The organism is Salmonella sp. WC3, assembly GCF_042932255.1.
GTDB classification, from domain to species: Bacteria; Pseudomonadota; Gammaproteobacteria; order Enterobacterales; family Enterobacteriaceae; genus Salmonella; species Salmonella enterica.
The window spans coordinates 1,053,844-1,078,879 of the sequence record NZ_CP170629.1 but is presented as its reverse complement, the minus strand read 5'-3'; the positions used below and the strand labels follow the sequence as shown (position 1 = coordinate 1,078,879).

The following is a 25,036-nucleotide window of genomic DNA, read 5'->3' as shown; positions in this document are numbered from 1 at the left end:
TCAGTCCGCCAACTCCAGAATTCGTACCACTAACTGCGAGAAGCTCATTCCCGCCTGACGCGCCGCCATCGGCACCAGACTATGGCTGGTCATCCCCGGAGAAGTATTGGCTTCCAGCAGATAAAACTGACCATCGCTGTCCAGCATGACGTCAATACGCCCCCATCCCGTGCAGCCTAAAGCTTTCCATGCCTGCAGGACGAGAGACTGTAGCGCGGCTTCCTGGGACGCTTCTAAACCGGCAGGGCAGAAATACTGAGTCTCATCAGAGAGATACTTCGCCTCATAATCATAGAAGGTTCCTGCCGGTTGGATACGAATTGACGGTAAAATTTCTTCGCCAACTATCGCCACCGTAAATTCCGGACCGCACAGCCATTTCTCAATCAGTATTTCGTCATCATGCTGAAAAGCCAATGATAACGCACCCTGTAAAGCATTTTCTTCTACTACTTTCGTCATACCGACACTGGAGCCTTCACGGCTGGGTTTGACGATCAGCGGTAAACCCAGCGCCGAAATTCGCGCTTTTTGTTCTTCGCTAAGGCCTTTTTCAAACTCAGCGCGCGTCAGCGCGACCCACGGCGCAACCGGTAAGTCTGCGCCCTGCCACAGCAATTTACTGCGCAGTTTATCCATTGAAAGCGCCGAGGCCATCACGCCGCTGCCGGTATAAGGCAGGCCGAGCAGTTCAAGCATTCCCTGTAAGGTGCCATCTTCACCGCCACGGCCATGCAACGCAATAAAGACCTTCTGAAAGCCCATTGCTTTAAGCTGCGCGACATCGACCTCTTGCGGATCGACGGGATGCGCATCAATGCCGCCTTCACGTAACCCGGCCAACACTGCCGCGCCGGAATTTAACGAAACGTCCCGCTCCGCAGAGGTTCCGCCCAACAGGACCGCGATTTTATCAGCCATGTTGCTCTTCCTCCTGGATTTGCGGCTTCAGCTTGATTTCAGATAAGTAACGCGCAATTTTGCCAACATTTCCTGCGCCTTGCACTAATATCAAGTCGTTACCCGTCAGCACCGGCGCTAACATTGTCGCAACCTGAGCCGGATCGGAAACCAGAATCGGGTCAATTTTTCCCCGATTACGAATCGTACGACATAAAGAACGGCTATCCGCGCCCGGAATCGGCGCTTCGCCCGCCGGGTAAACGTCCAGCATCAGCAGCGCATCGACCTGGGTCAGCACATTGGCGAAATCGTCATACAGATCGCGCGTGCGCGTGTAACGGTGCGGCTGAAACAGCATCACCAGGTTTTTATCCGGCCACCCTGCTCGCGCAGCTTTAATGGTGGCGTCTACTTCAGTCGGATGATGGCCATAGTCATCCACCAGCATCGCCGTCCCGGCTTTACCATTCACCGGCTCAAGCGGGAACTCGCCGAGGAAGTCAAAACGACGCCCGGTCCCCTGGAAGCTTTCCAGCGCGCGCAGGATAGCGTCATCGTCAATGCCTTCTTCGGTCGCTACCGCCACTGCCGCGGCGGCATTCAGGGCATTGTGGCGACCCGGCGCATTCAACGTGACATGCAGATTCGGCATTCCCTGGCGCAACAGCGTAAAGTGCCCCAGCGGCCCTATCTGCTGATAATCTTCTACGCGGACGTCAGCATCCTCGCTAAAGCCATACGTCGTGGTCTGACGCCCCACCCGCGGCAGCAGCTCGCGGATGACCGGATCGTCGACGCACATTACCGCGCGACCGTAGAACGGCAGGTTATGCAGGAAGTTAATAAACGTCTGCTTTAAATTTTCAAAGTCGCCATGATAGGTATCCATATGGTCGGCTTCGATGTTGGTGACGATCGCGACCATCGGCTGCAAATGCAGGAAGGATGCGTCGCTCTCATCTGCCTCGGCAATCAGGTAACGACTATGGCCCAGACGCGCATGAACGCCTGCGGCTTTCACCAGTCCGCCATTCACGAAAGTCGGGTCCAGCCCCGCTTTGGCATAAATACTGGACACCATCGCGGTCGTTGTGGTTTTTCCGTGCGTCCCGGCAATGGCGATGCCGTGGCGAAAACGCATCAGTTCCGCCAGCATTTCCGCACGGCGAATAACCGGAATACGCGCTTCATGCGCCGCGACAATTTCCGGGTTATCCGCGGAAATTGCGCTGGAAACGACGACCACGCTGGCATCACGCACATTTTCCGGACGATGGTTAAAGAAAATCGTCGCCCCCAGGCTCGTCAACTGCTGGGTCACCGGATTCGGCGCTAAATCGGAACCACTGATCTGATACCCTTCATTGGCCAGAACTTCGGCAATACCGCCCATACCAGCACCACCGATGCCGACAAAGTGAATGTGCCGAACGCGACGCATTTCGGGCACGATGGAACGCAGTTTTGCCAGTTGTTGTGTATTCATTCTTTACGCCATTAACTCCAATACCCGCCATACTTCAAATTGCAGATGCGTTGGCTTGCCTGCAACCCAAATTATTGAGGGTAGAAAAACCCTGCGATGCAAAAGGCACCGCCACAAATTATGTCCGGGCAACCCGGCTGACTTCACTGGCGACACGTTCGGTAGCATCCGGAATGGATACCGCGCGGGCACGCTCCGCCATGGTTAACAACGCCTCGCGCGACCACCCCGCCAGGGTGTCGGCGACAGCCTCTACAGTAAACTGCGGCTGCTCAAAAATCTTAGCTGCGCCGGCGTTTTCTAACGGCAGCGCATTCCAGTACTGCTGCCTGTCTTTATGCTGAAACGGCACGAATATCGCCGGTAATCCGGCGGCGGCGATCTCGCTCACCGTTAAAGCGCCGGAACGACATACCACCACATCCGCCCACGCATAGGCGGCGGCCATGTCATCGATAAATTCCGTTACCTTATGTTGCGGTTGTCCCGCCCCGGCATATGCCTGTTCTACCGTGAGCTGCGCGCCTTTTCCGCTTTGATGCCAGATTGTAACCGTATCGCCCAGTCTGGCGGCAACCTGCGGCATCGTCTGGTTCAGGACTCGCGCCCCCTGAGAACCGCCGACCACCAACACGCGAATCGGGCCGTCACGACCGGCCAGACGCTCCTGCGGCAACGGCAACGCCAGTACGTCGGTACGCACCGGGTTACCCACCACTTCCGCGTTCGGAAACGCACCGGGAAACGCCTGCATCACCGTGGTCGCGATTTTGGCCAGCCACTGATTGGTTAGCCCGGCGATACCGTTTTGCTCATGCAAAACGACCGGAATACCCAATGACCAGGCGGCAAGACCGCCGGGGCCGGAAACATAACCGCCCATTCCCAGCACGACATCCGGCTTAAACCGCTTCATGATCGCCCGCGCCTGCCGCCAGGCGTTAAAAATCCGCAGCGGCGCCGCCAGAAGCGCTTTTACGCCTTTACCGCGCAGACCGGAGATCCGAATAAAGTCAATATCGATGCCATGCTTCGGCACTAAATCCGCTTCCATACGATCGGCGGTACCCAGCCAGCGAACCTGCCAGCCCTGGGCCATTAAATGATGCGCAACGGCCAGTCCGGGGAACACGTGCCCGCCGGTACCGCCCGCCATCACCATTAACCGCTTCGGTTGACCACTCATCGAGAACCTCGTGTAAACGCCTGCGCTTTTTCCAGACGCGTTTCATAATCAATACGTAATAAAAACATAATGGCCGTCGACATAATCAACAGACTCGACCCGCCATAACTGATCAGCGGCAGCGTAAGACCTTTGGTCGGCAGCATCCCCGCGGCCGCGCCAACGTTTACCAGCGCCTGGAAACTAAACCAGATACCGATAGAACACGCTAAAAATCCGGAAAAACGGTGGTCAATCTCCAATGCCTTACGGCCAATCGACATCGCGCGAAAAGCGACGAAGAATACCATTAAAAGCGCCAATACCACACCGATATAACCCAGTTCTTCCCCAATAATGGCGAAGATGAAATCGGTGTGCGCCTCCGGCAAATACTCCAGTTTCTGCACCGAATTCCCCAGCCCTTGCCCCCATATCTCACCGCGACCAAAAGCCATCAGCGACTGCGTCAGCTGATAACCGCTGCCGAACGGATCTTCCCAGGGGTTCCAGAACGAGGTAACGCGGCGAATACGATACGGTTCGGCGAGGATTAACAGAATCACCGCCGAGATGCCCATCCCGATAATGGCGATGAACTGCCATAATTTCGCCCCGGCGAGAAACAGCATCGCCAGCGTGGTGACAAACAGTACGACCACTGTCCCGAGGTCAGGCTGCGCCAGCAGTAACACCGCCAGCACCAGAATCACGCCCATTGGTTTTAAAAAGCCGCGCAGGTTATTTCGCACTTCATCAACCTTACGCACCAGATAGTTCGCGAGGTAGCAGAACAGCGACAGCTTGGTAAACTCCGCAGGCTGAATACGCAGCGGCCCCAGCGCAATCCAGCGCGACGCCCCGTTAACCGAGCTCCCGACGACCAGCACGATAAGCAGCATAATGATCGACGCAATCAGCATCGTCGTGCTGTATTTTTGCCAGAAGGTCATGGGCAAACGTAGCGTGACCATCGCCAGACAAAATGCCAGGAAGATATAGAGCGCATCACGTTTGGCAAACAAAAACGGATCGTTCGCCAGGCGCTGCCCGACTGGCATGGAGGCCGACGTCACCATGACAAAACCAATCGCCGCCAGCCCGAAGGTCAGCCATAGCAGCGTGCGGTCATACATGATCAGACTGTCGGCGTCTTTATCGCGCGAAGCCATCACCCAGCCTTTAAGCGCCGCAAACAGCCAGGCCAGGAGGCCAAAGCCTGGTACGCGCGGCATTCTCAGACGGGGGAGAGATAAACGCATCAACCTAACTCCTTCGCCAGACGGGTAAAGACATCGCCCCGTTGCTCAAAATTTTTAAACTGATCGAGGCTGGCGCAGGCGGGCGACAACAGCACCATATCACCCGGCTGAACGCGCGGCGCCAGCAAACGCATCGCCTCTTCCATCGTCTCAGTCTGTTGGGCGATTTCCGGACGCAGTGCGGCAAGCTGCGCGCCATCGCGCCCAAAGCAATACAGGCGGATACGATCGCCGGTCAGATAGCGCGCCAGCGGAGAAAAGTCTGCCGACTTACCGTCGCCGCCCAGCAGCAGATGCAGCGTACCGTCCACATGCAAACCGTTTAGCGCCGCTTCGGTACTGCCGACGTTGGTCGCTTTCGAGTCGTTGATCCAACGTACGCCGTTATGCTCCAACGCCAGCTGGAAGCGATGCGCCAGACCGGTAAATGTCGTTAACGCCTTCAAACTGCTGGCGCGCGGCAGACCTACGGCATCCGCCAGCGCCAGCGCCGCTAACGCATTGGTATAATTATGCTGACCGGAAAGCTTCATCTCTTTCACGTTCAGCACCTTCTCGCCTTTGACTCGCAGCCAGGTTTCGCCCTGCTGACGATTAAGGTGATAATCACCCATATTGACGCCAAAGCTGACGCAGCGCTCATCGGCCCCGCGTACCGGCATCGTCAACGCGTCATCGGCATTCACTACGCACACTTTCGCCTTCTCGTAGACGCGCAGTTTCGCCGCCCGGTACTGTTGCAAACCAAACGGATACCGGTCCATATGATCTTCAGTGACGTTGAGCACCGTTGCCGCCGCCGCTTGCAAACTTGAGGTAGTTTCCAGTTGGAAACTGGATAATTCCAGCACGTACAATTCGCGATCGGCATCCAGCAGCATCAGCGCCGGAAGACCGATATTGCCGCCAACGCCGACATTGACGCCCGCCGCTTTCGCCATCTCGCCCACTAAGGTGGTCACGGTGCTTTTGCCGTTCGAGCCGGTGATGGCCACAATCGGCGCCTGCGCTTCGCGGCAAAACAGTTCGATATCGCCGACAATTTCCACTCCAGCGCTGGCGGCAGCGCTAAGAGAGGGATGTGCCAGAGCAATACCAGGGCTGGCAACGATTAAATCCGCCGCTAAGAGCCACTCGTCGTTCAGGCCGCCAACGTGACGCTCAACCTCTTGCGGCAGCTTATCCAGACCCGGCGGCGTCACGCGAGTATCCATCACCCGCGGCGTCACGCCGCGGGCGAGAAAAAAGTCCACGCAAGAGAGTCCGGTTAAGCCCAGACCGATAATGACGACGTTTTTGTCCTGGTAATCAGCCATGATTAACGTACCTTCAGCGTTGCCAGGCCAATCAGCACCAGCATCAGCGAAATAATCCAGAAGCGCACAATCACGCGCGGTTCCGGCCAGCCTTTCAGTTCATAGTGGTGATGGATAGGCGCCATACGGAAAATACGCTGTCCGCGTAGTTTAAAGGAACCCACCTGCAGGATGACCGACAGAGTTTCCACCACAAAGACGCCGCCCATGATCACCAGCAGGAACTCCTGACGCAGCAGCACGGCGATAATGCCCAACGCACCGCCCAACGCCAGCGATCCGACATCGCCCATAAAAACCTGCGCCGGATAGGTGTTAAACCACAAGAATCCTAATCCCGCGCCGACAATCGCCGTACAGACAATCACCAGCTCGCCCGCATGGCGTAAATACGGAATATGCAGGTAATTGGCGAAGTTCATGTTCCCGGTCGCCCAGGCCACCAGCGCAAAGCCGGCGGCAACGAAAACAGTCGGCATAATCGCCAGACCATCCAGCCCGTCGGTCAGGTTTACGGCGTTACCCGTACCGACGATGACAAAGTAGGACAGCAGAATGTAAAACAGCCCCAATTGCGGCATAACATCTTTAAAGAACGGCACCACCAGTTGGGTCGCGGGCGTGTCTTTCCCGACGAGATAAAGCGCAAAGGCCACGCCGAGCGCGATAACCGACATCCAGAAATATTTCCAGCGCGCAATCAGCCCTTTGGTATCTTTCCGCACTACTTTGCGGTAGTCATCGACAAAACCGATAATGCCGTAGCCGATCAATACCACCAGCACGCACCAGACGTACGGGTTAGACGGGTAAGCCCATAACAGAACGGAAATCACAATCGCCGTCAGGATCATGATGCCGCCCATCGTCGGCGTACCGCGTTTACTGAAGTGCGATTCCGGGCCATCGTTACGTACCACCTGGCCAAAAGAGAGTTTTTGCAGACGAGCGATCATACGCGGGCCCATCCATAAAGAGATGAACAGCGCGGTCAACAGGCTGACGATGGCGCGAAACGTCAGATAAGAAAAGACGTTAAAGCCGGAATAATATTTGACCAAATGCTCGGCCAGCCAAACTAACATGAACCTTTCTCCTGTAACGCATGAACCACATCTTCCATCGCGGCGCTGCGTGATCCTTTCACTAAAATAGTCATCATTGGTTGCTCCTGAAGCAGAGCGTGTAAACGCGCAATGAGCGCGGCTTTATCGGCAAAATGTTCGCCGACGCCGCTGGCGTGGCTGATAGCCTGACTGAGTTTTCCGGTGCTTAACACGCGATCAATACCCGCCGCTTTTGCGGCCTCACCAACCTGGAGGTGGCACGCTTCGCTTTCTGCGCCCAGCTCGGCCATATCGCCTACCACCAGCACGCGGTAGCCGGGCATTTCAGAAAGGACCTGCACTGCGGCGGTCATCGAACCAACGTTGGCGTTATAAGCGTCATCCAGTACCAGTTGGTTTTCACTTAGCTGAATCGGGAACAGACGCCCGGGTACGGCTTTTAACGCCGCCAGCCCTGCTTTAATCGCCGTCAGCGTCGCCCCCACCGCCATTGATAAAGCAGCGGCCGCCAGCGCGTTGGCAATATTGTGCCGCCCCGGCAACGGCAGCAGCACATCAATGCTGCCCATCGGCGTTTGCAGGGTAAATTCGGTACCGTGTGACGTCACGTGGATATTCGCAGCGGTAAAGTCGCTGTTTGCCGCATTCGGCGAAAAGCGCCACACCTGACGATCGCCAATAATGCTTTGCCAGTTCAGCCAGTCATTATTATCGGCATTCATAATCGCGATACCGTTCTCAGGCAAACCGGTATAGATTTCGCCTTTCGCTTTCGCCACGCCGGCCAACGAGCCGAAGCCTTCCAGATGCGCCGCCGCCAGGTTATTGACCAGCGCCGCTTCCGGGCGCGTCAGGCTAACGGTCCAGGCGATTTCTCCCAGGTGATTAGCGCCTAACTCGATTACCGCATAGTCATAATCATGGTTTAAGCGCAGCAGCGTTATCGGCACGCCGATGTCGTTGTTAAAATTGCCTGCGGTATACAGAGTATTTCCGCACTGGCTAAGAATCGCGGCGGTCATCTCTTTGACCGAGGTTTTGCCGGACGAACCGGTTAACGCCACCACCCGCGCCGGTACCTGCATACGTACCCAGGCGGCCAGTTGGCCAAATGCCTGACGCGTGTCTTTTACAATCACCTGCGGAAGATCGATATCCAGAGGACGACTGACCAGCAGGGCGCCAGCGCCGTTCGCTTTTGCTTTATCGGCAAAATCATGCGCATCAAAGCGTTCCCCTTTCAGCGCCACGAACAGGCATCCCGGCGTCACTTTCCGTGTGTCGGTAATGACCGTATCGAGCGTGAGATCCGCCCCGCGGTGTTCGGCGCTAAGGACATCGGCAATTTTGCTGAGCGTTACGCTAATCATGCGATCACCCCCAGCAAACGCGCTGCGGTCACGCGGTCTGAATAATCAAGACGCAGCGTGCCGACAATCTGGTAATCCTCGTGCCCTTTACCTGCAATCAGCACGACGTCATTGTCTTTTGCCTGCATAATGGCATTGGTTACCGCCTCAGCGCGGCCTTCCATTACCCTGACCTGCCCGGCGTCCAGCATTCCAGCCAGAATATCGTTGATAATGGCGCGCGGCTCCTCGGTACGCGGGTTATCGTCAGTCACCACGACGATATCCGCGAATTCTTCGGCAATGGCCCCCATGAGTGGGCGCTTACCTTTGTCACGATCCCCGCCACAGCCAAAGACACACCACAATTTTCCGGCGCAGTGCAGGCGCGCCGCCTGCAACGCTTTTTCCAGCGCATCCGGCGTGTGCGCGTAATCCACCACCACCGTCGGTTTGCCTGGCGCAGTGAACACTTCCATACGCCCGCAAACCGGCTGCAAACGCGCGGCGGTTTTCAGCAAATCCGTTAACGGATAGCCCAGCGCCAGTAGCGTCGCCAATGCCAGCAGTAAGTTGCTGACGTTAAACGCGCCCATCAGGCGGCTTTCGATTTCGCCTTCACCCCAGCTTGAAGCAAAACGAATCGTCGCTCCGCGGTCGTGGTACTCCACCGCCTCCGCTTTCAGCCAACGACCGTGACAGTTAGGGTTGATATGCCCTTCCATCGATACTGCGACCGCATCGGGTAGCGACGCCAGCCAGCGGCGTCCAACTTCATCATCGGCGTTGACGATTGCCTGACCGTGATGGTGGGTGGAATAAAGCATCCATTTTGCCGCCTCGTAATGCGCCATATCGCCATGATAGTCGAGATGGTCGCGGCTCAAATTAGTAAACACGGAGGCGGCAAATTTCAACGCCGCCACGCGATGCTGCACCAGGCCGTGAGAAGAGACTTCCATCGCGCCGAAGGTCGCGCCCTGCGCAACCAGACTGGCCAGCACATGCTGAACATCCACAGCGGAACCGGTTGTGTTCTCCGTCGGGATCACTTTACCCAACAGTCCGTTGCCTACCGTTCCCATCACTGCGCTGGTTTCGCCGAGCAACTGGCTCCACTGCGCCAGTAGTTGGGTGGTGGTGGTCTTGCCATTGGTGCCGGTCACCGCCACCAGACGCATGTTTTCAGATGGCTCATGGTAAAAGCGGCCCGCCAGCGCAGATAAACGCTCATTGAGCTGGCTGAGATAGACAACCGGTACGCCGTGCATTTCGCGAATCTCACCGTCGGTCGCCTCGTCTTTCGCCTCTGCAATAATGGCAGCTACGCCTTGCGCTATCGCCTGCGGGATATATCGACGCCCGTCCGCCTGATGACCCACCACTGCCACAAAGAGATCGCCCGCCGCAGCCACACGGCTGTCGAGCGTCATCTCTCGCAGTTCTCGCGCGGGTAGTCCAGCCACCCACGGAGCAAGAAGGTCGCGCAAATTACGATCTGCCACCTGTTCCCTCGCCTTGATTAATTACGAATTCATTTTTTTCGCCCGTTGCCAGCGCGTCCGGTTCGATGTTCATGGTGCGCAGAACGCCGCCCATGATGGCACCAAATACCGGCGCGGAAACGGCGCCGCCGTAGTATTTACCCGCCTGCGGATCGTTGATGACAACCACCAGCGCGAAGCGCGGCTGACTCGCAGGCGCGACGCCTGCGGTGTAAGCAATGTATTTGTTGATGTAGCGACCGTCCGGCCCCACTTTTTTCGCCGTACCGGTTTTAATCGCGATACGGTAGCCTTTAATTGCCGCCTTCACGCCGCCGCCGCCCGGCAGCGCTACGCTTTCCATCATATGCACCACGGTGCGTACGGTGGATTCAGGGAAGATGCGTTCGCCGGGTACAGGCGGATCAACTTTGGTAATCGACAGCGGGCGATAAATGCCATAGCTGCCGATCGTTGCATAGACTCGCGCTAACTGTAACGGCGTTACCATTAGCCCGTAGCCGAAAGAGAAGGTGGCCCTCTCTATGTCGGACCACCGTTGTTTTTGAGGATATAAGCCACTGCGTTCTCCGACCAACCCCAAATTGGTCGCCTTTCCTAGCCCAAAACGTGAGTAAGTATCTACTAACGCTGAGGACGGCATCGCTAACGCCAGTTTGGATACACCGACGTTACTCGACTTCTGTAGAACCCCGGTCAGGGTTAATTCGCTGTAGCGCGCCACGTCTTTAATTTCGTGGCCGTTAATTCGGTATGGAACGGTATTCAACACCGTATTTTCGTTGACGATACCGCGCTGAAGCGCAGTCATCACCACCATCGGCTTAACCGTAGAACCCGGTTCAAACACGTCGGTGATGGTACGGTTACGCATCGCGTCTTTCGGCGTACCGGCAAGGTTGTTGGGGTTATAGGAAGGGCTATTCGCCATCGCCAGTACTTCACCGGTATTGACATCGACCAGCACCGCGCTACCGGATTCCGCCTTGTTAAACGCCACCGCGTTGTTCAGTTCGCGGTAAACCAGCGCCTGTAAGCGTTCATCAATGCTTAACGCCAGGTTGTGCGCTGCCTGACTGTCAGTGGAGGAGATATCTTCAATCACGCGGCCATAGCGGTCTTTACGCACGATTCGCTCGCCAGGCTGACCGGTAAGCCACTTATCAAAGCTCTTTTCAACGCCTTCAATCCCCTGACTGTCGACGTTGGTAAAACCGATGAGGTGAGCGGTTACTTCTCCTGACGGGTAGTAGCGGCGGGACTCTTCACGCAAATGAATGCCCGGCAGTTTGAGTTTTTTGATGTAGTCCGCCATGTCAGGATTTACCTGGCGCGCCAGATAAATAAAACGCCCTTTCGGGTTGGCGTTGATACGGGCGGAGAGCTGATCGAGCGGGATATTGAGCGCAGTAGAAAGCGCTTTCCAGCGATCGCCGACGCTGATGCCGCCGGCGTCATGAACTTCTTTCGGGTCGGCCCAGATCGCCTTAACCGGTACGCTGACCGCCAGTGGACGCCCGGAACGATCGGTAATCATACCGCGTGAGGTGGAGACTTCCTGAACACGCAGCGAACGCATATCGCCCTGACGCACCAGCATATCCGGGGCGATAATCTGTAGCCACGCCGCGCGTCCAAGTAAAAAAACCAGCGCCAGTAAAATACAGCCGCACAGCAACGCAAAACGCCAACTGATGAAGTTGGTCTGTTCTTCCTGGCGCTTCGATTTTTGCGTTTTTGCCGCTGCTTTCATGCGTCGCGTTTATCCTTATTTTTGCACTACGATATTTTCTTGGGACGGATCAACATGCTGCATTTGCAGCTTTTCCGTTGCGATCCGCTCCACCCGGCTGTGATCGCCGAGCGCATTTTCTTCAAGGATCAGGTTGCGCCATTCAATGTCCAATGCATCGCGCTCCAGAACCAGTTGTTCACGCTGCGCGGTGAGTAAACGAGTATGGTGCGCCGTCGTGACCACCGTCACCGCCGTTAAAATGATGCAAATGAACAAGCAGAGTGGCAGCTTCCCGAACCGCAAAAGATCGTCACCGATCACGCCAGGCAAGGCATGGCGCTCGTTGCTTCCTATCGATCCCTTCACTTTGCTTAGGGCTTCTGTCACTCTGCTGATCATGCGTTCGTCCTCTCTGCGATACGCAGAACTGAACTACGGGCCCGAGGATTTTCAGCTACCTCTTTTTCACCCGGCATCAACTTGCCTAACGCTCGTAACTCACGACCGCCCAGTTTTTTGAGCTGCGCTTCCGTCATCGGTAATCCCGCCGGCACCTGCGGACCGCGGCTTTGCTCACGCATAAAGCGTTTCACAATACGGTCTTCCAGCGAGTGGAAACTGATGATTGAAAGCCGCCCGCCTGGGGCCAGTACGCTGAGCGAGCTTTTTAGCGCCTGCTCTATCTCCTCCAGTTCACTGTTTACCCAGATGCGCACCGCCTGGAAGGTACGGGTCGCGGGATGTTTGAATTTGTCTTTTACCGGGGTCGCCGCCGCAACCACTTCCGCCAGCTCTTTGGTGCGGGTCATCGGCTGTTCGCGATTGCGCTCAACAATGGCGCGAGCAATACGTTTGGCAAAACGCTCCTCGCCGAATGTTTTCAGCACCCAAGCGATATCCGCTTCCTCCGCCGTTTGTAACCACTCGGCGGCAGACTGGCCGCGCGTCGGGTCCATTCGCATATCCAGCGGACCGTCGCGCATAAATGAAAAACCGCGCTCCGCATCGTCAAGCTGCGGAGAAGAGACGCCAAGATCGAGAAGGATCCCGTCAATCTTGCCGGTAAGCTCGCGCTCGGCTACATAATCAGCCAGCGCGGAAAAAGGTCCATGAATGATGGAGAAGCGAGGATCATTAATGGTCTGCGCAACGGCGATCGCCTGCGGATCGCGATCGATCGCCAGCAAGCGCCCCTCTTCGCCCAGTTGCGAGAGGATCAGGCGCGAGTGGCCGCCGCGACCAAATGTGCCATCAATATAGATACCATCCGGACGAATATTCAGCCCATTAACGGCTTCATCCAACAGTACCGTAGTGTGTTTAAAATTTTCCATCATCTTATAGAGACAAGTCCTGCAGCCGCTCCGATAACGTTTCGGTAGCTGACTGTTCAGCGTCGATATCTTCCTTGACCTGTTGATACCAGGTCGTTTCATCCCACAGCTCAAATTTGTTGAACTGTCCAACCAGCATCACTTCTTTCGTCAGTCCGGCATGTTGCCGCAGAACTGGCGCGATCAGTAATCGACCTGCACCATCCATCTGACATTCGCTGGCATGGCCCAACAGTAAACGCTGTACGCGACGTTCTACCGGGGTCATGCTCGACAGACGAGATAACTTTTGCTCAATAATTTCCCATTCAGGCAGGGGGTAAAGCAGCAGGCATGGGTGATGGATGTCAATGGTACATACCATTTGACCGGTAGCGCTCTCGATCAGTTGCTCCCGATAACGGGTCGGCACGGTCAGGCGCCCTTTACTGTCGAGATTGACTAACGTTGCCCCCCGGAACATGCCAGTCTCACCCCTTCTTACCACTTTATCCCACAAATTCCCACTCGAAGGAGTTTACGGAGCGGAGGAAAAGCTTGTCAAGCAAGTCACAACGCTTACCTAAGTAAAAAAGCCAATGTTTACGGCGAATATCTGCGTTGATTAATTTCCACCCAGCGTGCAAGTCAAATTAACGTTATGAATATTTGTAAGAAAAAAACCAAAGACCCACCGCCGTTTAAAACGGACTCAATATAATCCGAGAAAAATATAAAGTGTCAGTTTGCGACGCGAGCGGCATTTTAGGACATATTGCACCGTGTTAACAGTGCCTGTTTAACGTGTGCAGCGCCTGCTATACCAGCGCCTACGAGCGACTGTCGCGCCAAAGACAAAAAGTGGCTGTTAATTCGACGATTTCTTGCCTGCTTGTAACAAAACAAGACAAAGGAAAAGACTCGTTACGTCTTAATTAGTGGAATATGGACGATTTCGGACAAAAGAAAGGTAATAAAAAAGAATTTTCGGATAATTTTAAGGAATAATCTTAATTATTTAAGGGATATTTTTACTGATACGCATTTGTTTGACGGCGGCAGAAGAGAGAGTCTTTTACCGCCGGTCCTTTAGCTACGGCTCAGAATGCCGCGACGATACAGGTTTCGCCGAATACGCGTTAAGCCGGGTTTCGGTTTACGCGGTTCATCAAGACTTGCCAGCACAATCTCCAGCACGCGTTCCGCGACATCACGATGACGCTGCGCCACCGCCAGTACCGGGCATTGCAGAAAATCCAGCAGCTCATGATCGCCAAAGGTCGCAATCGCTAAATCCGAAGGCAGTTTTCCATCGCGCCGCAGCGTAACGTCCATCACGCCCTGTAATAGCGCGAACGATGTCGTAAAGAGCGCCTGCGGCATAGGATGCGTTTCCAGCCATTTCTCAAACAGCTGCGCGGCGGCTTCGCGCTCATAGCTGTTGGCATATAAGAAATTCACCTCCCGCGGATCGTCTTTCCATGCGGTGCGGAACCCCTGCTCGCGCAGGAAACTGACGGACAACTCCGGCAGCGCGCCCAAATAAAGCACCGTTTCCGCCGGGAATTTACGCAGCTCTTCCGCCAACATCTCGGCATCATCCTGATCGGCGCCGACCACGCTGGTGAAATGTTCGCGATCCAGCGCGCGGTCGAGCGCGACGATGGGGAACGGATCGTTGGCCCAGCGCTGATAGAAGGGATGCTCCGGCGGTAACGAAGTTGAAACAATGATTGCATCCACCTGGCGTTGCAAAAGGTGCTCAATGCAGCGCATTTCGTTATCCGGCTGATCTTCAGAACAGGCGATCAGCAGTTGGTAGCCACGCTGGCGTGCCTGGCGCTCAAGATAGTTTGCGATACGGGTGTAGCTCGTGTTTTCAAGGTCCGGGATCACCAGACCAATGGAACGTGTGCGTCCAGCACGCAGCCCGGCAGCCACAGCGTTAGGATGGTAATTGTGCTCACGCACTACCGCCATGACTTTTTCTACGGTTTTGTCGCTCACGCGGTATTGCTTTGCTTTACCGTTTATAACGTAGCTTGCAGTTGTGCGCGAGACACCGGCCAGCCGAGCGATTTCATCCAGTTTCACAATTGCCCCTTGTGTAAATTGTACAAACCATAACCTTTATGTCGGCATGGGTTAAAATCGTTAACATCTAAGCGCAGTTTGATCACTCCGGCAACCGCTTTTATTCCGGGTTACCACGGATTTCGCAAAAAAAAGCCCAACCGGTGATATTGGGTTGGGCGATAATTCCTGTTGGCTGATATCCGGCAAACCTGCCTGATGGCGCTACGCTTATCGGACCTGGGCCAGATATCAGCCTGTAGACCGGATAAAACGCAACCGCGTCGTCATCCGGCGAATCTGCTCAGCGCATAATCTTATCGCCGCGCGAAAGCCCGACGACGCCTGAACGCGCCACTTCAACAATTTTCGCCACGTCGCGCAGCGAGGCCAGAAAAGCATCCAGTTTATCGCTGGTGCCCGCCAGTTGAACGGTATACAGCGTTGGCGTGACATCAATAATCTGACCACGGAAAATTTCCGTATTACGCTTCACCTCTTCCCGTCCGTAGCCGCTGGCCTGGATTTTCACCAGCATGATTTCCCGCTCAACGTGCGCTCCCTGTCCCAGCTCGCTGACGCGCAGCACATCAACCAACTTGTGCAGTTGCTTTTCAATTTGCTCAAGCACTTTTTCATCGCCTACCGTCTGGATAGTCATACGCGACAACGTCGGATCGTCTGTCGGCGCGACGGTCAGGCTTTCAATATTATATCCGCGTTGCGAAAAGAGGCCGATAACCCGCGATAACGCCCCAGATTCGTTTTCCAGTAATACCGATAAAATCCGGCGCATCATCAGGTCCTCTCCGTTTTGCTTAACCACATTTCGTCCATCCCGCCCCCGCGAATCTGCATCGGATAGACATGCTCGCTGCCATCAACGGTGACATCGACGAACACCAGTCGGTTATTACGCACATGCTCAAGGGCTTCGCTGAGTTTACTTTCCAGCTCATCCGGGTGGTTAATCTGCAGCCCGACATGGCCATATGCTTCCGCCAGGCGCACAAAATCCGGTAACGACTGCATATAAGACTGAGAATGGCGACCGGAATAGATCATATCCTGCCACTGTTTTACCATCCCCAGATAACGGTTGTTCAGGTTCAGAACCAGTACCGGCAGTTCATACTGTAAGGCTGTCGACAGCTCCTGAATGTTCATCTGTATACTGCCATCGCCGGTCACGCAGACCACCATTTCTTTCGGCAGGGCCATTTTAACGCCCAGCGCAGCCGGTAGGCCAAAACCCATCGTGCCGAGCCCGCCGGAATTAATCCAGCGACGTGGTTTATCGAACGGGTAATAGAGGGCGGCAAACATCTGGTGTTGTCCTACATCGGACGTCACGTAAGCGTCGCCCTTCGTCAGACGCCAGAGGGTTTCAATCACCGCCTGGGGTTTAATACTTTCGCTTTCCGCGTCATATTTCAGGCACTGACGGGCGCGCCAGCTCTCTATCTGCTGCCACCAGTCGCGAATATCATCCTGCGGCTGAGACGGCGCATCCTGCTCCAGTAGCTCCAGCATTTGTTCCAGTACCAGGCGGGCATCGCCCACCACCGGGATATCAGCGTTAACCGTTTTGGATATGGACGTCGGGTCAATGTCGATGTGTAATACCGTCGCGTTCGGACAATATTTAGCGAGATTATTCGTCGTGCGGTCGTCAAATCGTACGCCAACAGCGAAAATCACGTCGGCGTTATGCATGGTCATATTGGCTTCATAAGTGCCATGCATTCCCAGCATTCCTAACGACTGGCGATGAGTAGCAGGAAACGCGCCCAGTCCCATTAATGAAGAGACCACCGGCAGGTTAAAGGTTTCAATGATGTGGCGCAGCGGCGCATAGCAGGCCGCGCTTATCGCCCCTCCCCCAACGTAGACCACCGGCTTTTTTGCCGACGCCAGCGTTTGCAAGGCACGCTTAATTTGTCCTTTATGTCCTGATGTTGTGGGATTGTAAGAGCGCATACTGACCGTCTCCGGCCAGGCATACGGCATTTTTTTCGCCGGATTCAAAATGTCTTTCGGCAAATCCACGACCACCGGCCCAGGACGTCCGCTTGCCGCCAGCCAGAAGGCCTTTTTAAGCACCTGGGGAATATCTTCCGTCTGTTTGACCAGGAAGCTATGTTTGACCACCGGTCGGGAAATCCCCACCATGTCGCACTCCTGAAAGGCATCATAGCCAATCAATGAGGTGGCGACCTGGCCGGAAAGAATCACCAGCGGAATGGAATCCATATAGGCCGTAGCAATCCCGGTAATCGCATTGGTCGCTCCCGGTCCGGAAGTCACCAGCACCACGCCAACGTCGCCAGTGGCTCGCGCCAGGCCATCCGCCATATGCACCGCAGCCTGCTCATGACGCACCAGCACATGATCGATCCCTCCAACGGTATGTAGCGCATCATAAATATCAAGCACTGCGCCTCCAGGATAGCCGAACACCTGCTTTACGCCTTGATCGATAAGCGATCGGACGACCATCTCGGCTCCAGACAACATCTCCACGGCTTGCCTCCACTTTATACCTGTCATCACGGTTTGACGGACACCTTAACCGCTCGCTATCACGCCTGGCAATTGGGTGGAATGACGTAAAGATGGGAAAGGTTAGAATAATCAGGAGGCAAGAAGAGAAGAAATGGAGAAATACTCCGTCTGAATCACACCAGGTAATAAATAATCACTTATAAATGCAGACTTACAGCAATTCATCTATTTTTCACAGCGACGAAAAGAATCGCTCACCGTTAATTCAGCATAAAATTTTTGATATACGCTAAAAAGCAGAATAAACCAGAATTTGTTTCTGATTTATTCTGCCCGGTTTTATCGCTTACAAACAGAAACTAATAAATCTTCCATCCATTGATGCCCTTTATCACGCCCAGCCGCTTCATGCCAAGAAAGGTAGCATGTCCGGCTATTCAGTTTTAAAGGCAACGGCAATATTTGCAGATCCAGCGACTCCGCAAACTCTTCCGCCAGCCAGCGCGGGGCAATAGCGACCAAATGCGTCTGCGAAACCACGTTCAGAACGCTGATAAGCGCCATGCCCTGATAAGCCACGCTCGACTGTTTATCCGGCGTGTCATACCACGGTTGACTAAATGACGCATAACGATCGAGAGAAACAACCGCATGTTGTTCATTATAAACATCGCCTTCCAGTAGCGGGCCGCTAATACGCGGGTGTTTTCGGCTGGCGACTAAAACCATTTCATCTTTAAATAGCGGTACGCTGGTAAACTCAGGACGACGGAATTCTTCATAACTAATAACGAACTCGGTTTCCTGATAGCGTAGCTGATGCTCAGTATTCTGATTCAACGACGCTTTAAAAACGACATGAATATTTGGCGCAATTTTTTCTACACGATTATAAATCTGTGACGTCAGGATATTATCCAGCGGACTGCACACGCAAAGATTGAATACACGTTCGCTGCTGGTCGGCTCAAACCCCGATCCCGGCAATTCATTTTGCACCAACTGTAACGCCTGACGGACTGAACCAAATAACTGAAATGCACGGGCAGTCGGCTGAATTCCTCGTCCATATCGAACAAAAAGTTCGTCATTAAACATAACCTTCAGACGCGCTACGGCGTTACTAACCGCAGGCTGCGACATTCCCAGCGTGTGGGCGGCGCGCGTAATATTCTGCTCTTGCATTACCGCATCGAACACGGTCAATAGGTTCAAATCAACCATGCGAAGCTGTGGTTTGCCCATATCTAAAAGATGCGGCTTTTCGGTTTTGACCTCTGGCATATTTAACTCCACTGTCACGCTTAACTCCCTTTTTCTGGCTGAAGGCAGAAATAATTCCTGAAAATATGATTTACCATGCATATAAAATAAGAAAAAGGGAAAGCGTTAAAATTCGGAAAACATAAAGAAGCTGACAGAGACAAATAGAATGCCAGCGCAAGCGTAATGTGTCCTGAGTCACACCATTGCGATTCATAATGTTTAAATTACGCAAGCAATATAACCATAACTATGGCGAATACACAATCATACACCAAGTGAATGATCATTTAAGTTTCAATTAAATGTTTATATTATTAATAGCTAAAAAGTTAACATTAATTTATCAATAACTTTATCCTTATCCATTAAGTAAACAAGGTTATTTGTTAAAATATAAAACAAATCAAAAAGATAAACCAAACCTTTAGCATACCTTTAACAGGCCATTCCCCTAACCAATTTGCAAACAAAAATGCCTAAATATTTCAAACAATGAAAAGTATGAATGTCCACTCGTTCTTTTATCCTTTATTGGACGCGCAGCCCAGCACAATTAGCTAAAGTACGTATCCGGATATCGTCAACAAAATGCAATGGCGACAGAAAATAGAGTTGACATTAAACGGCATATCCAGTACCACTAAAAGCATAACGCATTCGCTGGAGCTGAATTAATGTCACATATCGTTCGTTTCACTGGGCTACTACTACTCAACGCATTTATTGTGCGCGGTAGACCGGTGGGCGGCATTCAACATTAAGTCAGCTCGAAGTCAAACAAAACCCGCGCCGTTGCGCGGGTTTTTTTATGCCTGACGCAAGGCGCCCCTGGAGACAAGGACCACATCATGAGCCAGCAAGTCATTATTTTTGATACGACCTTACGCGACGGCGAACAAGCGTTACAGGCCAGCCTGAGCGCGAAAGAGAAGCTGCAGATTGCCCTGGCCCTTGAGCGCATGGGTGTTGATGTCATGGAAGTAGGCTTCCCGGTCTCTTCTCCGGGTGATTTTGAATCCGTCCAAACCATCGCCCGCACCATTAAAAACAGCCGCGTTTGCGCCCTGGCGCGTTGTGTAGAAAAAGACATCGACGTCGCGGCACAGGCGCTGAAGGTCGCCGACGCGTTTCGCATCCATACTTTTATCGCCACCTCGCCAATGCACATCGCCACCAAGCTGCGCAGCACGCTGGATGAGGTCATCGAACGCGCGGTATACATGGTTAAGCGGGCGCGTAATTACACTGATGACGTGGAATTCTCCTGCGAAGATGCTGGCCGGACGCCTGTTGACGATCTGGCGCGCGTGGTGGAAGCCGCTATAAACGCCGGCGCGAGAACCATTAATATTCCCGATACCGTGGGCTATACCATGCCGTTTGAGTTCGCGGGAATCATTTCCGGCCTGTATGAACGTGTCCCCAATATCGACAAAGCTATCATCTCCGTTCATACCCACGACGATTTAGGGATAGCAGTAGGCAACTCGCTGGCGGCAGTACATGCGGGCGCGCGTCAAGTTGAAGGCGCGATGAACGGTATCGGAGAACGTGCCGGTAACTGCGCGCTGGAAGAGGTGATCATGGCGATTAAAGTGCGCAAAGACATCATGAACGTACACACCAACATCAATCACCACGAAATCTGGCGCACCAGCCAGACCGTCAGCCAGATCTGTAACATGCCGATCCCGGCCAACAAAGCGATTGTCGGCAGCGGCGCTTTCGCCCACTCTTCCGGCATCCACCAGGATGGCGTCCTCAAGAACCGCGAAAACTATGAAATCATGACGCCAGAGTCCATCGGTCTGAACCAGATACAGCTGAACCTGACCTCCCGCTCTGGCCGTGCCGCCGTGAAACATCGCATGGAAGAGATGGGTTACAAGGACACAGACTACAACATGGACCACCTGTACGACGCGTTCCTGAAGCTGGCGGACAAAAAAGGCCAGGTGTTCGACTATGACCTGGAAGCGCTGGCGTTTATTAATAAACAGCAAGAAGAACCAGAGCATTTCCGTCTGGATTACTTCAGCGTGCAGTCCGGCTCCAGCGATATCGCCACCGCTTCCGTGAAGCTGGCCTGTGGTGAAGAGATCAAGGCCGAGGCGGCGAACGGCAACGGCCCGGTCGACGCCATCTATCAGGCGATTAACCGCCTCACCGGTTACGACGTTGAGTTGGTTAAATACGACCTGAACGCCAAAGGCCAGGGCAAAGACGCGCTGGGTCAGGTCGATATCGTCGTGAACTATCATGGTCGCCGCTTCCACGGCGTCGGGCTGGCGACGGATATCGTCGAATCCTCCGCCAAAGCGATGGTACACGTACTGAACAATATCTGGCGCGCCGCCGAAGTTGAAAAAGAATTGCAACGCAAAGCTCAAAATAAAGAGAACAACAAGGAAACCGTGTAATGTCGAAGAACTATCATATTGCCGTACTGCCGGGCGACGGTATCGGCCCGGAAGTCATGGCGCAAGCCCAGAAAGTTATGGATGCGGTACGCAGCCGTTTTGATATGCGTATCACCACCAGCCGCTATGACGTCGGCGGTATTGCTATCGACAATCATGGTCATCCACTGCCGAAAGCCACCGTTGAAGGGTGCGAGCAGGCGGATGCCATTCTGTTTGGCTCCGTCGGCGGCCCGAAATGGGAAAATTTGCCCCCGGAAAGCCAGCCAGAGCGCGGCGCCCTGCTGCCGCTGCGCAAACATTTCAAGTTATTCAGTAACCTGCGTCCGGCGAAACTGTATCAGGGACTGGAAGCATTTTGCCCGTTGCGCGCCGATATCGCCGCTAACGGTTTCGATATCCTGTGCGTGCGCGAGCTGACCGGCGGGATCTATTTCGGACAGCCAAAAGGCCGTGAAGGCAGCGGTCAGTACGAAAAAGCCTTTGATACCGAAGTTTATCACCGCTTTGAGATCGAGCGCATTGCCCGTATCGCCTTTGAATCGGCGCGTAAACGCCGCCGTAAAGTCACCTCTATTGATAAAGCCAACGTACTGCAAAGCTCTATCCTGTGGCGTGAGATCGTCAATGATGTCGCGAAAACGTATCCCGATGTGGAACTCGCGCACATGTATATCGATAACGCCACCATGCAGTTGATTAAAGACCCGTCGCAGTTTGACGTACTGCTGTGCTCTAACCTGTTCGGCGACATTCTGTCCGACGAATGCGCCATGATCACCGGCTCAATGGGGATGTTGCCCTCCGCCAGCCTGAACGAGCAAGGGTTTGGCCTGTATGAACCGGCTGGCGGCTCCGCGCCGGATATCGCCGGGAAAAATATCGCCAACCCAATTGCGCAGATCCTGTCGCTGGCGCTGCTGCTGCGCTACAGCCTGGATGCCAACGATGCGGCAACAGCCATTGAACAGGCGATCAATCGCGCATTAGAAGAGGGCGTTCGCACCGGCGATTTAGCCAGGGGCGCTGCCGCAGTCAGTACCGATGAGATGGGCGATATTATCGCCCGCTATGTCGCAGAAGGGGTGTAATCATGGCCAAAACGTTATACGAAAAATTATTTGATGCCCACGTGGTCTTTGAGGCGCCAAACGAAACGCCGCTGCTGTACATCGACCGCCACCTGGTGCATGAAGTCACCTCTCCGCAGGCGTTTGACGGTCTGCGCGCGCACCATCGTCCGGTACGTCAGCCAGGGAAAACCTTCGCCACGATGGATCACAACGTCTCTACGCAGACTAAAGACATTAATGCCTCCGGTGAAATGGCGCGTATCCAGATGCAGGAGCTGATTAAGAACTGTAACGAGTTCGGCGTCGAGCTGTATGACCTGAATCACCCATATCAGGGCATCGTCCATGTGATGGGGCCGGAACAGGGCGTCACCCTGCCGGGCATGACCATCGTCTGCGGCGACTCCCACACCGCCACCCACGGCGCGTTTGGTGCGCTGGCCTTCGGCATCGGCACTTCTGAGGTAGAACATGTACTGGCGACGCAAACCCTGAAACAGGGGCGCGCTAAAACCATGAAGATTGAAGTCACGGGCAACGCCGCGCCGGGCATTACCGCCAAAGACATCGTGCTGGCGATCATCGGTAAAACCGGTAGCGCCGGCGGCACCGGACACGTGGTTGAATTTTGCGGCGACGCTATCCGCGCGCTGAGTATGGAAGGCCGCATGACGCTGTGCAATATGGCAATTGAGATGGGCGCCAAAGCCGGTCTGGTCGCCCCGGATGAAACCACTTTTAACTACGTAAAAGGGCGTTTGCACGCGCCGAAGGGCCGCGATTTTGACGAAGCCGTCGAGTACTGGAAAACGCTGAAAACCGATGACGGCGCGACCTTTGATACTGTCGTCACCCTGCGAGCAGAAGAGATCGCGCCGCAGGTGACCTGGGGCACGAATCCGGGCCAGGTGATTTCCGTCACCGACATCATCCCCGATCCCGCCTCTTTTAGCGATCCGGTTGAGCGCGCCAGCGCCGAAAAAGCGCTGGCTTATATGGGCTTACAGCCGGGCGTACCGTTAACGGACGTTGCTATTGATAAAGTCTTTATCGGCTCTTGTACCAATTCGCGTATTGAAGATTTGCGCGCGGCGGCGGAAGTCGCCAAAGGGCGCAAAGTTGCGCCTGGCGTGCAGGCGCTGGTGGTGCCGGGTTCAGGTCCGGTGAAAGCGCAGGCGGAAGCGGAAGGTCTGGACAAGATCTTTATCGAAGCAGGATTTGAATGGCGCTTACCGGGCTGTTCCATGTGCCTGGCCATGAATAATGACCGCCTGAACCCGGGCGAGCGCTGCGCCTCCACCAGCAACCGTAACTTTGAAGGTCGTCAGGGCCGCGGGGGGCGCACGCATTTAGTCAGCCCGGCGATGGCCGCCGCTGCCGCCGTTACCGGCCACTTCGCCGATATTCGCAGCATCAAATAAGGAAACTACCATGGCAGAGAAATTTACCCAGCATACCGGCCTGGTTGTCCCACTGGATGCCGCCAACGTCGATACCGATGCAATTATCCCTAAACAGTTTTTGCAGAAGGTTACGCGCACCGGTTTTGGCGCCCATCTGTTTAACGACTGGCGCTTCCTGGACGAAAAGGGCCAACAGCCAAATCCGGAATTCGTGCTGAACTTTCCGGAATATCAAGGCGCGTCGATACTGTTGGCGCGGGAAAACTTTGGCTGCGGCTCTTCACGCGAACACGCGCCGTGGGCGTTGACCGATTACGGCTTTAAAGTGGTGATCGCGCCAAGCTTCGCCGACATCTTCTACGGCAACAGTTTCAATAACCAACTGCTGCCGGTGAAATTAAGCGACGAACAGGTCGATGAGCTGTTCAGCCTGGTGAAAGCCAATCCGGGCATTCATTTTGAAGTGGATCTGGAAGCACAGGTGGTGAAAGCAGGCGATAAGACCTACAGCTTTAAAATCGACGACTTCCGCCGCCACTGCATGTTGAACGGTCTGGACAGCATCGGGCTGACGCTGCAGCACGAAGACGCGATTGCCGAGTACGAAGACAAGCAGCCTGAGTTTATGCGTTGATACCAAAACGACCAGCAATAAGCGATACTCATCGCTTATTGCTGGTATCTATCTTATTTTAATCCCAGAGCCTGTTTAATCTGAACCATTGACGCCAGAGCCTGCTTACACGCAGCATCCTGGTCAGATGCAGCTACAGTTTCCAACTGTTTTTTTGACGCTTCGAGTTGAGGCTTCATCGCGTCAAATTGCTGTTTTGCCTGTTCACTCGTTGCTGCAGCCTGCTCAACCAAGGCATCAATATCATTAAAATATTGCTGACAACTTTCAGCCATTGCCGCGAAAGAGGAGTTGGACATAGCAAAAAGCGCTGCAAGCAAAAAAACCTTTTTCATTATCATTCCTTTGTACTAAACACGTTAAAGCACCATGCGATAACGCGTATAAGATTAGCGATGATAAAAATAAAAAAAAGTCTGTTTCAGTACCATGCAAAATGGCGCTTGTCACGCAACATTACACGTCTTTTACTCGCCCGGTCACCCCCGCGTGACCACAGAAACCGCCGCAGAAATCCCGTTGAGGCGCCGTCCCATCGTCGTCATCCAGAAACAGTCGAAA

At 54.2% G+C, this 25,036-nt stretch carries 22 protein-coding genes; 5 read left to right on the top strand and 17 right to left on the bottom strand.

Annotated elements, in window-relative coordinates; translation table 11 throughout:
- The 16 genes from ACFK9X_RS05070 to leuO form a co-directional block, all read right to left on the bottom strand.
- On the bottom strand, nt 1-921 hold the full coding sequence (locus tag ACFK9X_RS05070; RefSeq protein WP_103132971.1) for a D-alanine--D-alanine ligase: 921 nt from the start codon (nt 919-921) through the stop codon (nt 1-3).
- Nucleotides 914-2,389 (bottom strand): UDP-N-acetylmuramate--L-alanine ligase, encoded by a 1,476-nt coding sequence (gene murC / locus ACFK9X_RS05065; RefSeq protein ID WP_151115751.1) that lies wholly within the window; start codon nt 2,387-2,389, stop codon nt 914-916. The genes ACFK9X_RS05070 and murC overlap by 8 nt, the downstream gene beginning before the upstream one ends.
- Before the next feature lie 118 nt (nt 2,390-2,507).
- Nucleotides 2,508-3,575, bottom strand: a complete 1,068-nt coding sequence (gene murG / locus ACFK9X_RS05060) for an undecaprenyldiphospho-muramoylpentapeptide beta-N-acetylglucosaminyltransferase (RefSeq protein ID WP_023241679.1) — start codon at nt 3,573-3,575, stop codon at nt 2,508-2,510.
- The gene (ftsW, locus tag ACFK9X_RS05055; RefSeq protein ID WP_001239803.1) at nt 3,572-4,816 is read right to left on the bottom strand and encodes a cell division protein FtsW; all 1,245 of its coding nucleotides are present in this window, start codon (nt 4,814-4,816) and stop codon (nt 3,572-3,574) included. Before ftsW ends, murG begins: the two co-directional genes overlap by 4 nt.
- Nucleotides 4,816-6,132, bottom strand: a complete 1,317-nt coding sequence (gene murD / locus ACFK9X_RS05050; protein ID WP_000796443.1) for a UDP-N-acetylmuramoyl-L-alanine--D-glutamate ligase — start codon at nt 6,130-6,132, stop codon at nt 4,816-4,818. The genes ftsW and murD overlap by 1 nt, the downstream gene beginning before the upstream one ends.
- 2 nt (nt 6,133-6,134) lie before the next feature.
- On the bottom strand, nt 6,135-7,217 hold the full coding sequence (gene mraY, locus ACFK9X_RS05045) for a phospho-N-acetylmuramoyl-pentapeptide-transferase (protein WP_000964138.1): 1,083 nt from the start codon (nt 7,215-7,217) through the stop codon (nt 6,135-6,137).
- Nucleotides 7,211-8,569 carry a UDP-N-acetylmuramoyl-tripeptide--D-alanyl-D-alanine ligase gene (gene murF, locus ACFK9X_RS05040; RefSeq protein ID WP_151115749.1) on the bottom strand — a complete coding sequence of 453 codons (1,359 nt, stop codon included), beginning with the start codon at nt 8,567-8,569 and terminating at the stop codon, nt 7,211-7,213. The genes mraY and murF overlap by 7 nt, the downstream gene beginning before the upstream one ends.
- Nucleotides 8,566-10,053 (bottom strand): UDP-N-acetylmuramoyl-L-alanyl-D-glutamate--2,6-diaminopimelate ligase, encoded by a 1,488-nt coding sequence (murE, locus tag ACFK9X_RS05035; protein WP_151115747.1) that lies wholly within the window; start codon nt 10,051-10,053, stop codon nt 8,566-8,568. Before murE ends, murF begins: the two co-directional genes overlap by 4 nt.
- A complete protein-coding gene (ftsI, locus tag ACFK9X_RS05030; protein ID WP_000642235.1) occupies nt 10,040-11,806 on the bottom strand; it encodes a peptidoglycan glycosyltransferase FtsI in 1,767 nt (588 codons plus the stop codon). The genes murE and ftsI overlap by 14 nt, the downstream gene beginning before the upstream one ends.
- Before the next feature lie 15 nt (nt 11,807-11,821).
- Nucleotides 11,822-12,187, bottom strand: a complete 366-nt coding sequence (ftsL, locus tag ACFK9X_RS05025) for a cell division protein FtsL (protein WP_000625651.1) — start codon at nt 12,185-12,187, stop codon at nt 11,822-11,824.
- On the bottom strand, nt 12,184-13,125 hold the full coding sequence (gene rsmH / locus ACFK9X_RS05020; protein WP_000970444.1) for a 16S rRNA (cytosine(1402)-N(4))-methyltransferase RsmH: 942 nt from the start codon (nt 13,123-13,125) through the stop codon (nt 12,184-12,186). Before rsmH ends, ftsL begins: the two co-directional genes overlap by 4 nt.
- Nucleotide 13,126: 1 nt before the next feature.
- Nucleotides 13,127-13,585 (bottom strand): division/cell wall cluster transcriptional repressor MraZ, encoded by a 459-nt coding sequence (mraZ, locus tag ACFK9X_RS05015; RefSeq protein WP_151115745.1) that lies wholly within the window; start codon nt 13,583-13,585, stop codon nt 13,127-13,129.
- 605 nt (nt 13,586-14,190) lie between these two features.
- Entirely contained in the window at nt 14,191-15,195 is a 1,005-nt protein-coding gene (gene cra, locus ACFK9X_RS05010) for a catabolite repressor/activator (RefSeq protein ID WP_000762406.1), read from the bottom strand.
- Nucleotides 15,196-15,478: 283 nt separating this feature from the next.
- Nucleotides 15,479-15,970: an acetolactate synthase small subunit gene (ilvN, locus tag ACFK9X_RS05005; RefSeq protein ID WP_001563086.1), complete on the bottom strand. Its 492-nt coding sequence runs from the start codon at nt 15,968-15,970 to the stop codon at nt 15,479-15,481.
- Nucleotides 15,971-15,972: 2 nt separating this feature from the next.
- Nucleotides 15,973-17,697: an acetolactate synthase 3 large subunit gene (gene ilvI / locus ACFK9X_RS05000; protein ID WP_191964516.1), complete on the bottom strand. Its 1,725-nt coding sequence runs from the start codon at nt 17,695-17,697 to the stop codon at nt 15,973-15,975.
- Nucleotides 17,698-18,018: 321 nt separating this feature from the next.
- Nucleotides 18,019-18,963: a transcriptional regulator LeuO gene (leuO, locus tag ACFK9X_RS04995; protein WP_001115420.1), complete on the bottom strand. Its 945-nt coding sequence runs from the start codon at nt 18,961-18,963 to the stop codon at nt 18,019-18,021.
- Between the two features lie 656 nt (nt 18,964-19,619).
- Here leuO and leuL point away from each other — a divergent pair.
- The 5 genes from leuL to leuD all read left to right on the top strand — a co-directional run bounded on the left by leuL (nt 19,620) and on the right by leuD (nt 24,475).
- Nucleotides 19,620-19,706, top strand: coding sequence for a leu operon leader peptide (leuL, locus tag ACFK9X_RS04990; RefSeq protein ID WP_001575587.1), 87 nt, complete (start codon nt 19,620-19,622; stop codon nt 19,704-19,706).
- 87 nt (nt 19,707-19,793) lie between these two features.
- Entirely contained in the window at nt 19,794-21,365 is a 1,572-nt protein-coding gene (gene leuA, locus ACFK9X_RS04985) for a 2-isopropylmalate synthase (RefSeq protein WP_000082821.1), read from the top strand.
- On the top strand, nt 21,365-22,456 hold the full coding sequence (leuB, locus tag ACFK9X_RS04980) for a 3-isopropylmalate dehydrogenase (RefSeq protein WP_000042340.1): 1,092 nt from the start codon (nt 21,365-21,367) through the stop codon (nt 22,454-22,456). Before leuA ends, leuB begins: the two co-directional genes overlap by 1 nt.
- Before the next feature lie 2 nt (nt 22,457-22,458).
- Nucleotides 22,459-23,859: a 3-isopropylmalate dehydratase large subunit gene (gene leuC / locus ACFK9X_RS04975; protein ID WP_001140632.1), complete on the top strand. Its 1,401-nt coding sequence runs from the start codon at nt 22,459-22,461 to the stop codon at nt 23,857-23,859.
- Nucleotides 23,860-23,869: 10 nt separating this feature from the next.
- Nucleotides 23,870-24,475 carry a 3-isopropylmalate dehydratase small subunit gene (gene leuD / locus ACFK9X_RS04970; protein ID WP_000818261.1) on the top strand — a complete coding sequence of 202 codons (606 nt, stop codon included), beginning with the start codon at nt 23,870-23,872 and terminating at the stop codon, nt 24,473-24,475.
- A 53-nt stretch (nt 24,476-24,528) separates the two neighbouring features.
- On the opposite strand, the gene ACFK9X_RS04965 is transcribed toward leuD, so the two are convergent.
- Nucleotides 24,529-24,810: a DUF5339 family protein gene (locus ACFK9X_RS04965; RefSeq protein ID WP_000755258.1), complete on the bottom strand. Its 282-nt coding sequence runs from the start codon at nt 24,808-24,810 to the stop codon at nt 24,529-24,531.
- Nucleotides 24,811-25,036 lie beyond the last annotated feature (226 nt).

Excerpts from the sequence above, each read along its gene's own strand:
- ACFK9X_RS05070 (WP_103132971.1), bottom strand. The coding sequence starts at position 921 with ATGGCTGATAAAATCGCGGTCCTGTTGGGCGGAACCTCTGCGGAGCGG.
- murC (WP_151115751.1), bottom strand. The coding sequence starts at position 2,389 with ATGAATACACAACAACTGGCAAAACTGCGTTCCATCGTGCCCGAAATG.
- murG (WP_023241679.1), bottom strand. The coding sequence starts at position 3,575 with ATGAGTGGTCAACCGAAGCGGTTAATGGTGATGGCGGGCGGTACCGGC.
- ftsW (WP_001239803.1), bottom strand. The coding sequence starts at position 4,816 with ATGCGTTTATCTCTCCCCCGTCTGAGAATGCCGCGCGTACCAGGCTTT.
- murD (WP_000796443.1), bottom strand. The coding sequence starts at position 6,132 with ATGGCTGATTACCAGGACAAAAACGTCGTCATTATCGGTCTGGGCTTA.
- mraY (WP_000964138.1), bottom strand. The coding sequence starts at position 7,217 with ATGTTAGTTTGGCTGGCCGAGCATTTGGTCAAATATTATTCCGGCTTT.
- murF (WP_151115749.1), bottom strand. The coding sequence starts at position 8,569 with ATGATTAGCGTAACGCTCAGCAAAATTGCCGATGTCCTTAGCGCCGAA.
- ftsI (WP_000642235.1), bottom strand. The coding sequence starts at position 11,806 with ATGAAAGCAGCGGCAAAAACGCAAAAATCGAAGCGCCAGGAAGAACAG.
- ftsL (WP_000625651.1), bottom strand. The coding sequence starts at position 12,187 with ATGATCAGCAGAGTGACAGAAGCCCTAAGCAAAGTGAAGGGATCGATA.
- rsmH (WP_000970444.1), bottom strand. The coding sequence starts at position 13,125 with ATGATGGAAAATTTTAAACACACTACGGTACTGTTGGATGAAGCCGTT.
- mraZ (WP_151115745.1), bottom strand. The coding sequence starts at position 13,585 with ATGTTCCGGGGGGCAACGTTAGTCAATCTCGACAGTAAAGGGCGCCTG.
- ilvN (WP_001563086.1), bottom strand. The coding sequence starts at position 15,970 with ATGCGCCGGATTTTATCGGTATTACTGGAAAACGAATCTGGGGCGTTA.
- leuO (WP_001115420.1), bottom strand. The coding sequence starts at position 18,963 with ATGCCAGAGGTCAAAACCGAAAAGCCGCATCTTTTAGATATGGGCAAA.
- leuL (WP_001575587.1), top strand. The coding sequence starts at position 19,620 with ATGTCACATATCGTTCGTTTCACTGGGCTACTACTACTCAACGCATTT.
- leuA (WP_000082821.1), top strand. The coding sequence starts at position 19,794 with ATGAGCCAGCAAGTCATTATTTTTGATACGACCTTACGCGACGGCGAA.
- leuB (WP_000042340.1), top strand. The coding sequence starts at position 21,365 with ATGTCGAAGAACTATCATATTGCCGTACTGCCGGGCGACGGTATCGGC.
- leuC (WP_001140632.1), top strand. The coding sequence starts at position 22,459 with ATGGCCAAAACGTTATACGAAAAATTATTTGATGCCCACGTGGTCTTT.
- leuD (WP_000818261.1), top strand. The coding sequence starts at position 23,870 with ATGGCAGAGAAATTTACCCAGCATACCGGCCTGGTTGTCCCACTGGAT.
- ACFK9X_RS04965 (WP_000755258.1), bottom strand. The coding sequence starts at position 24,810 with ATGAAAAAGGTTTTTTTGCTTGCAGCGCTTTTTGCTATGTCCAACTCC.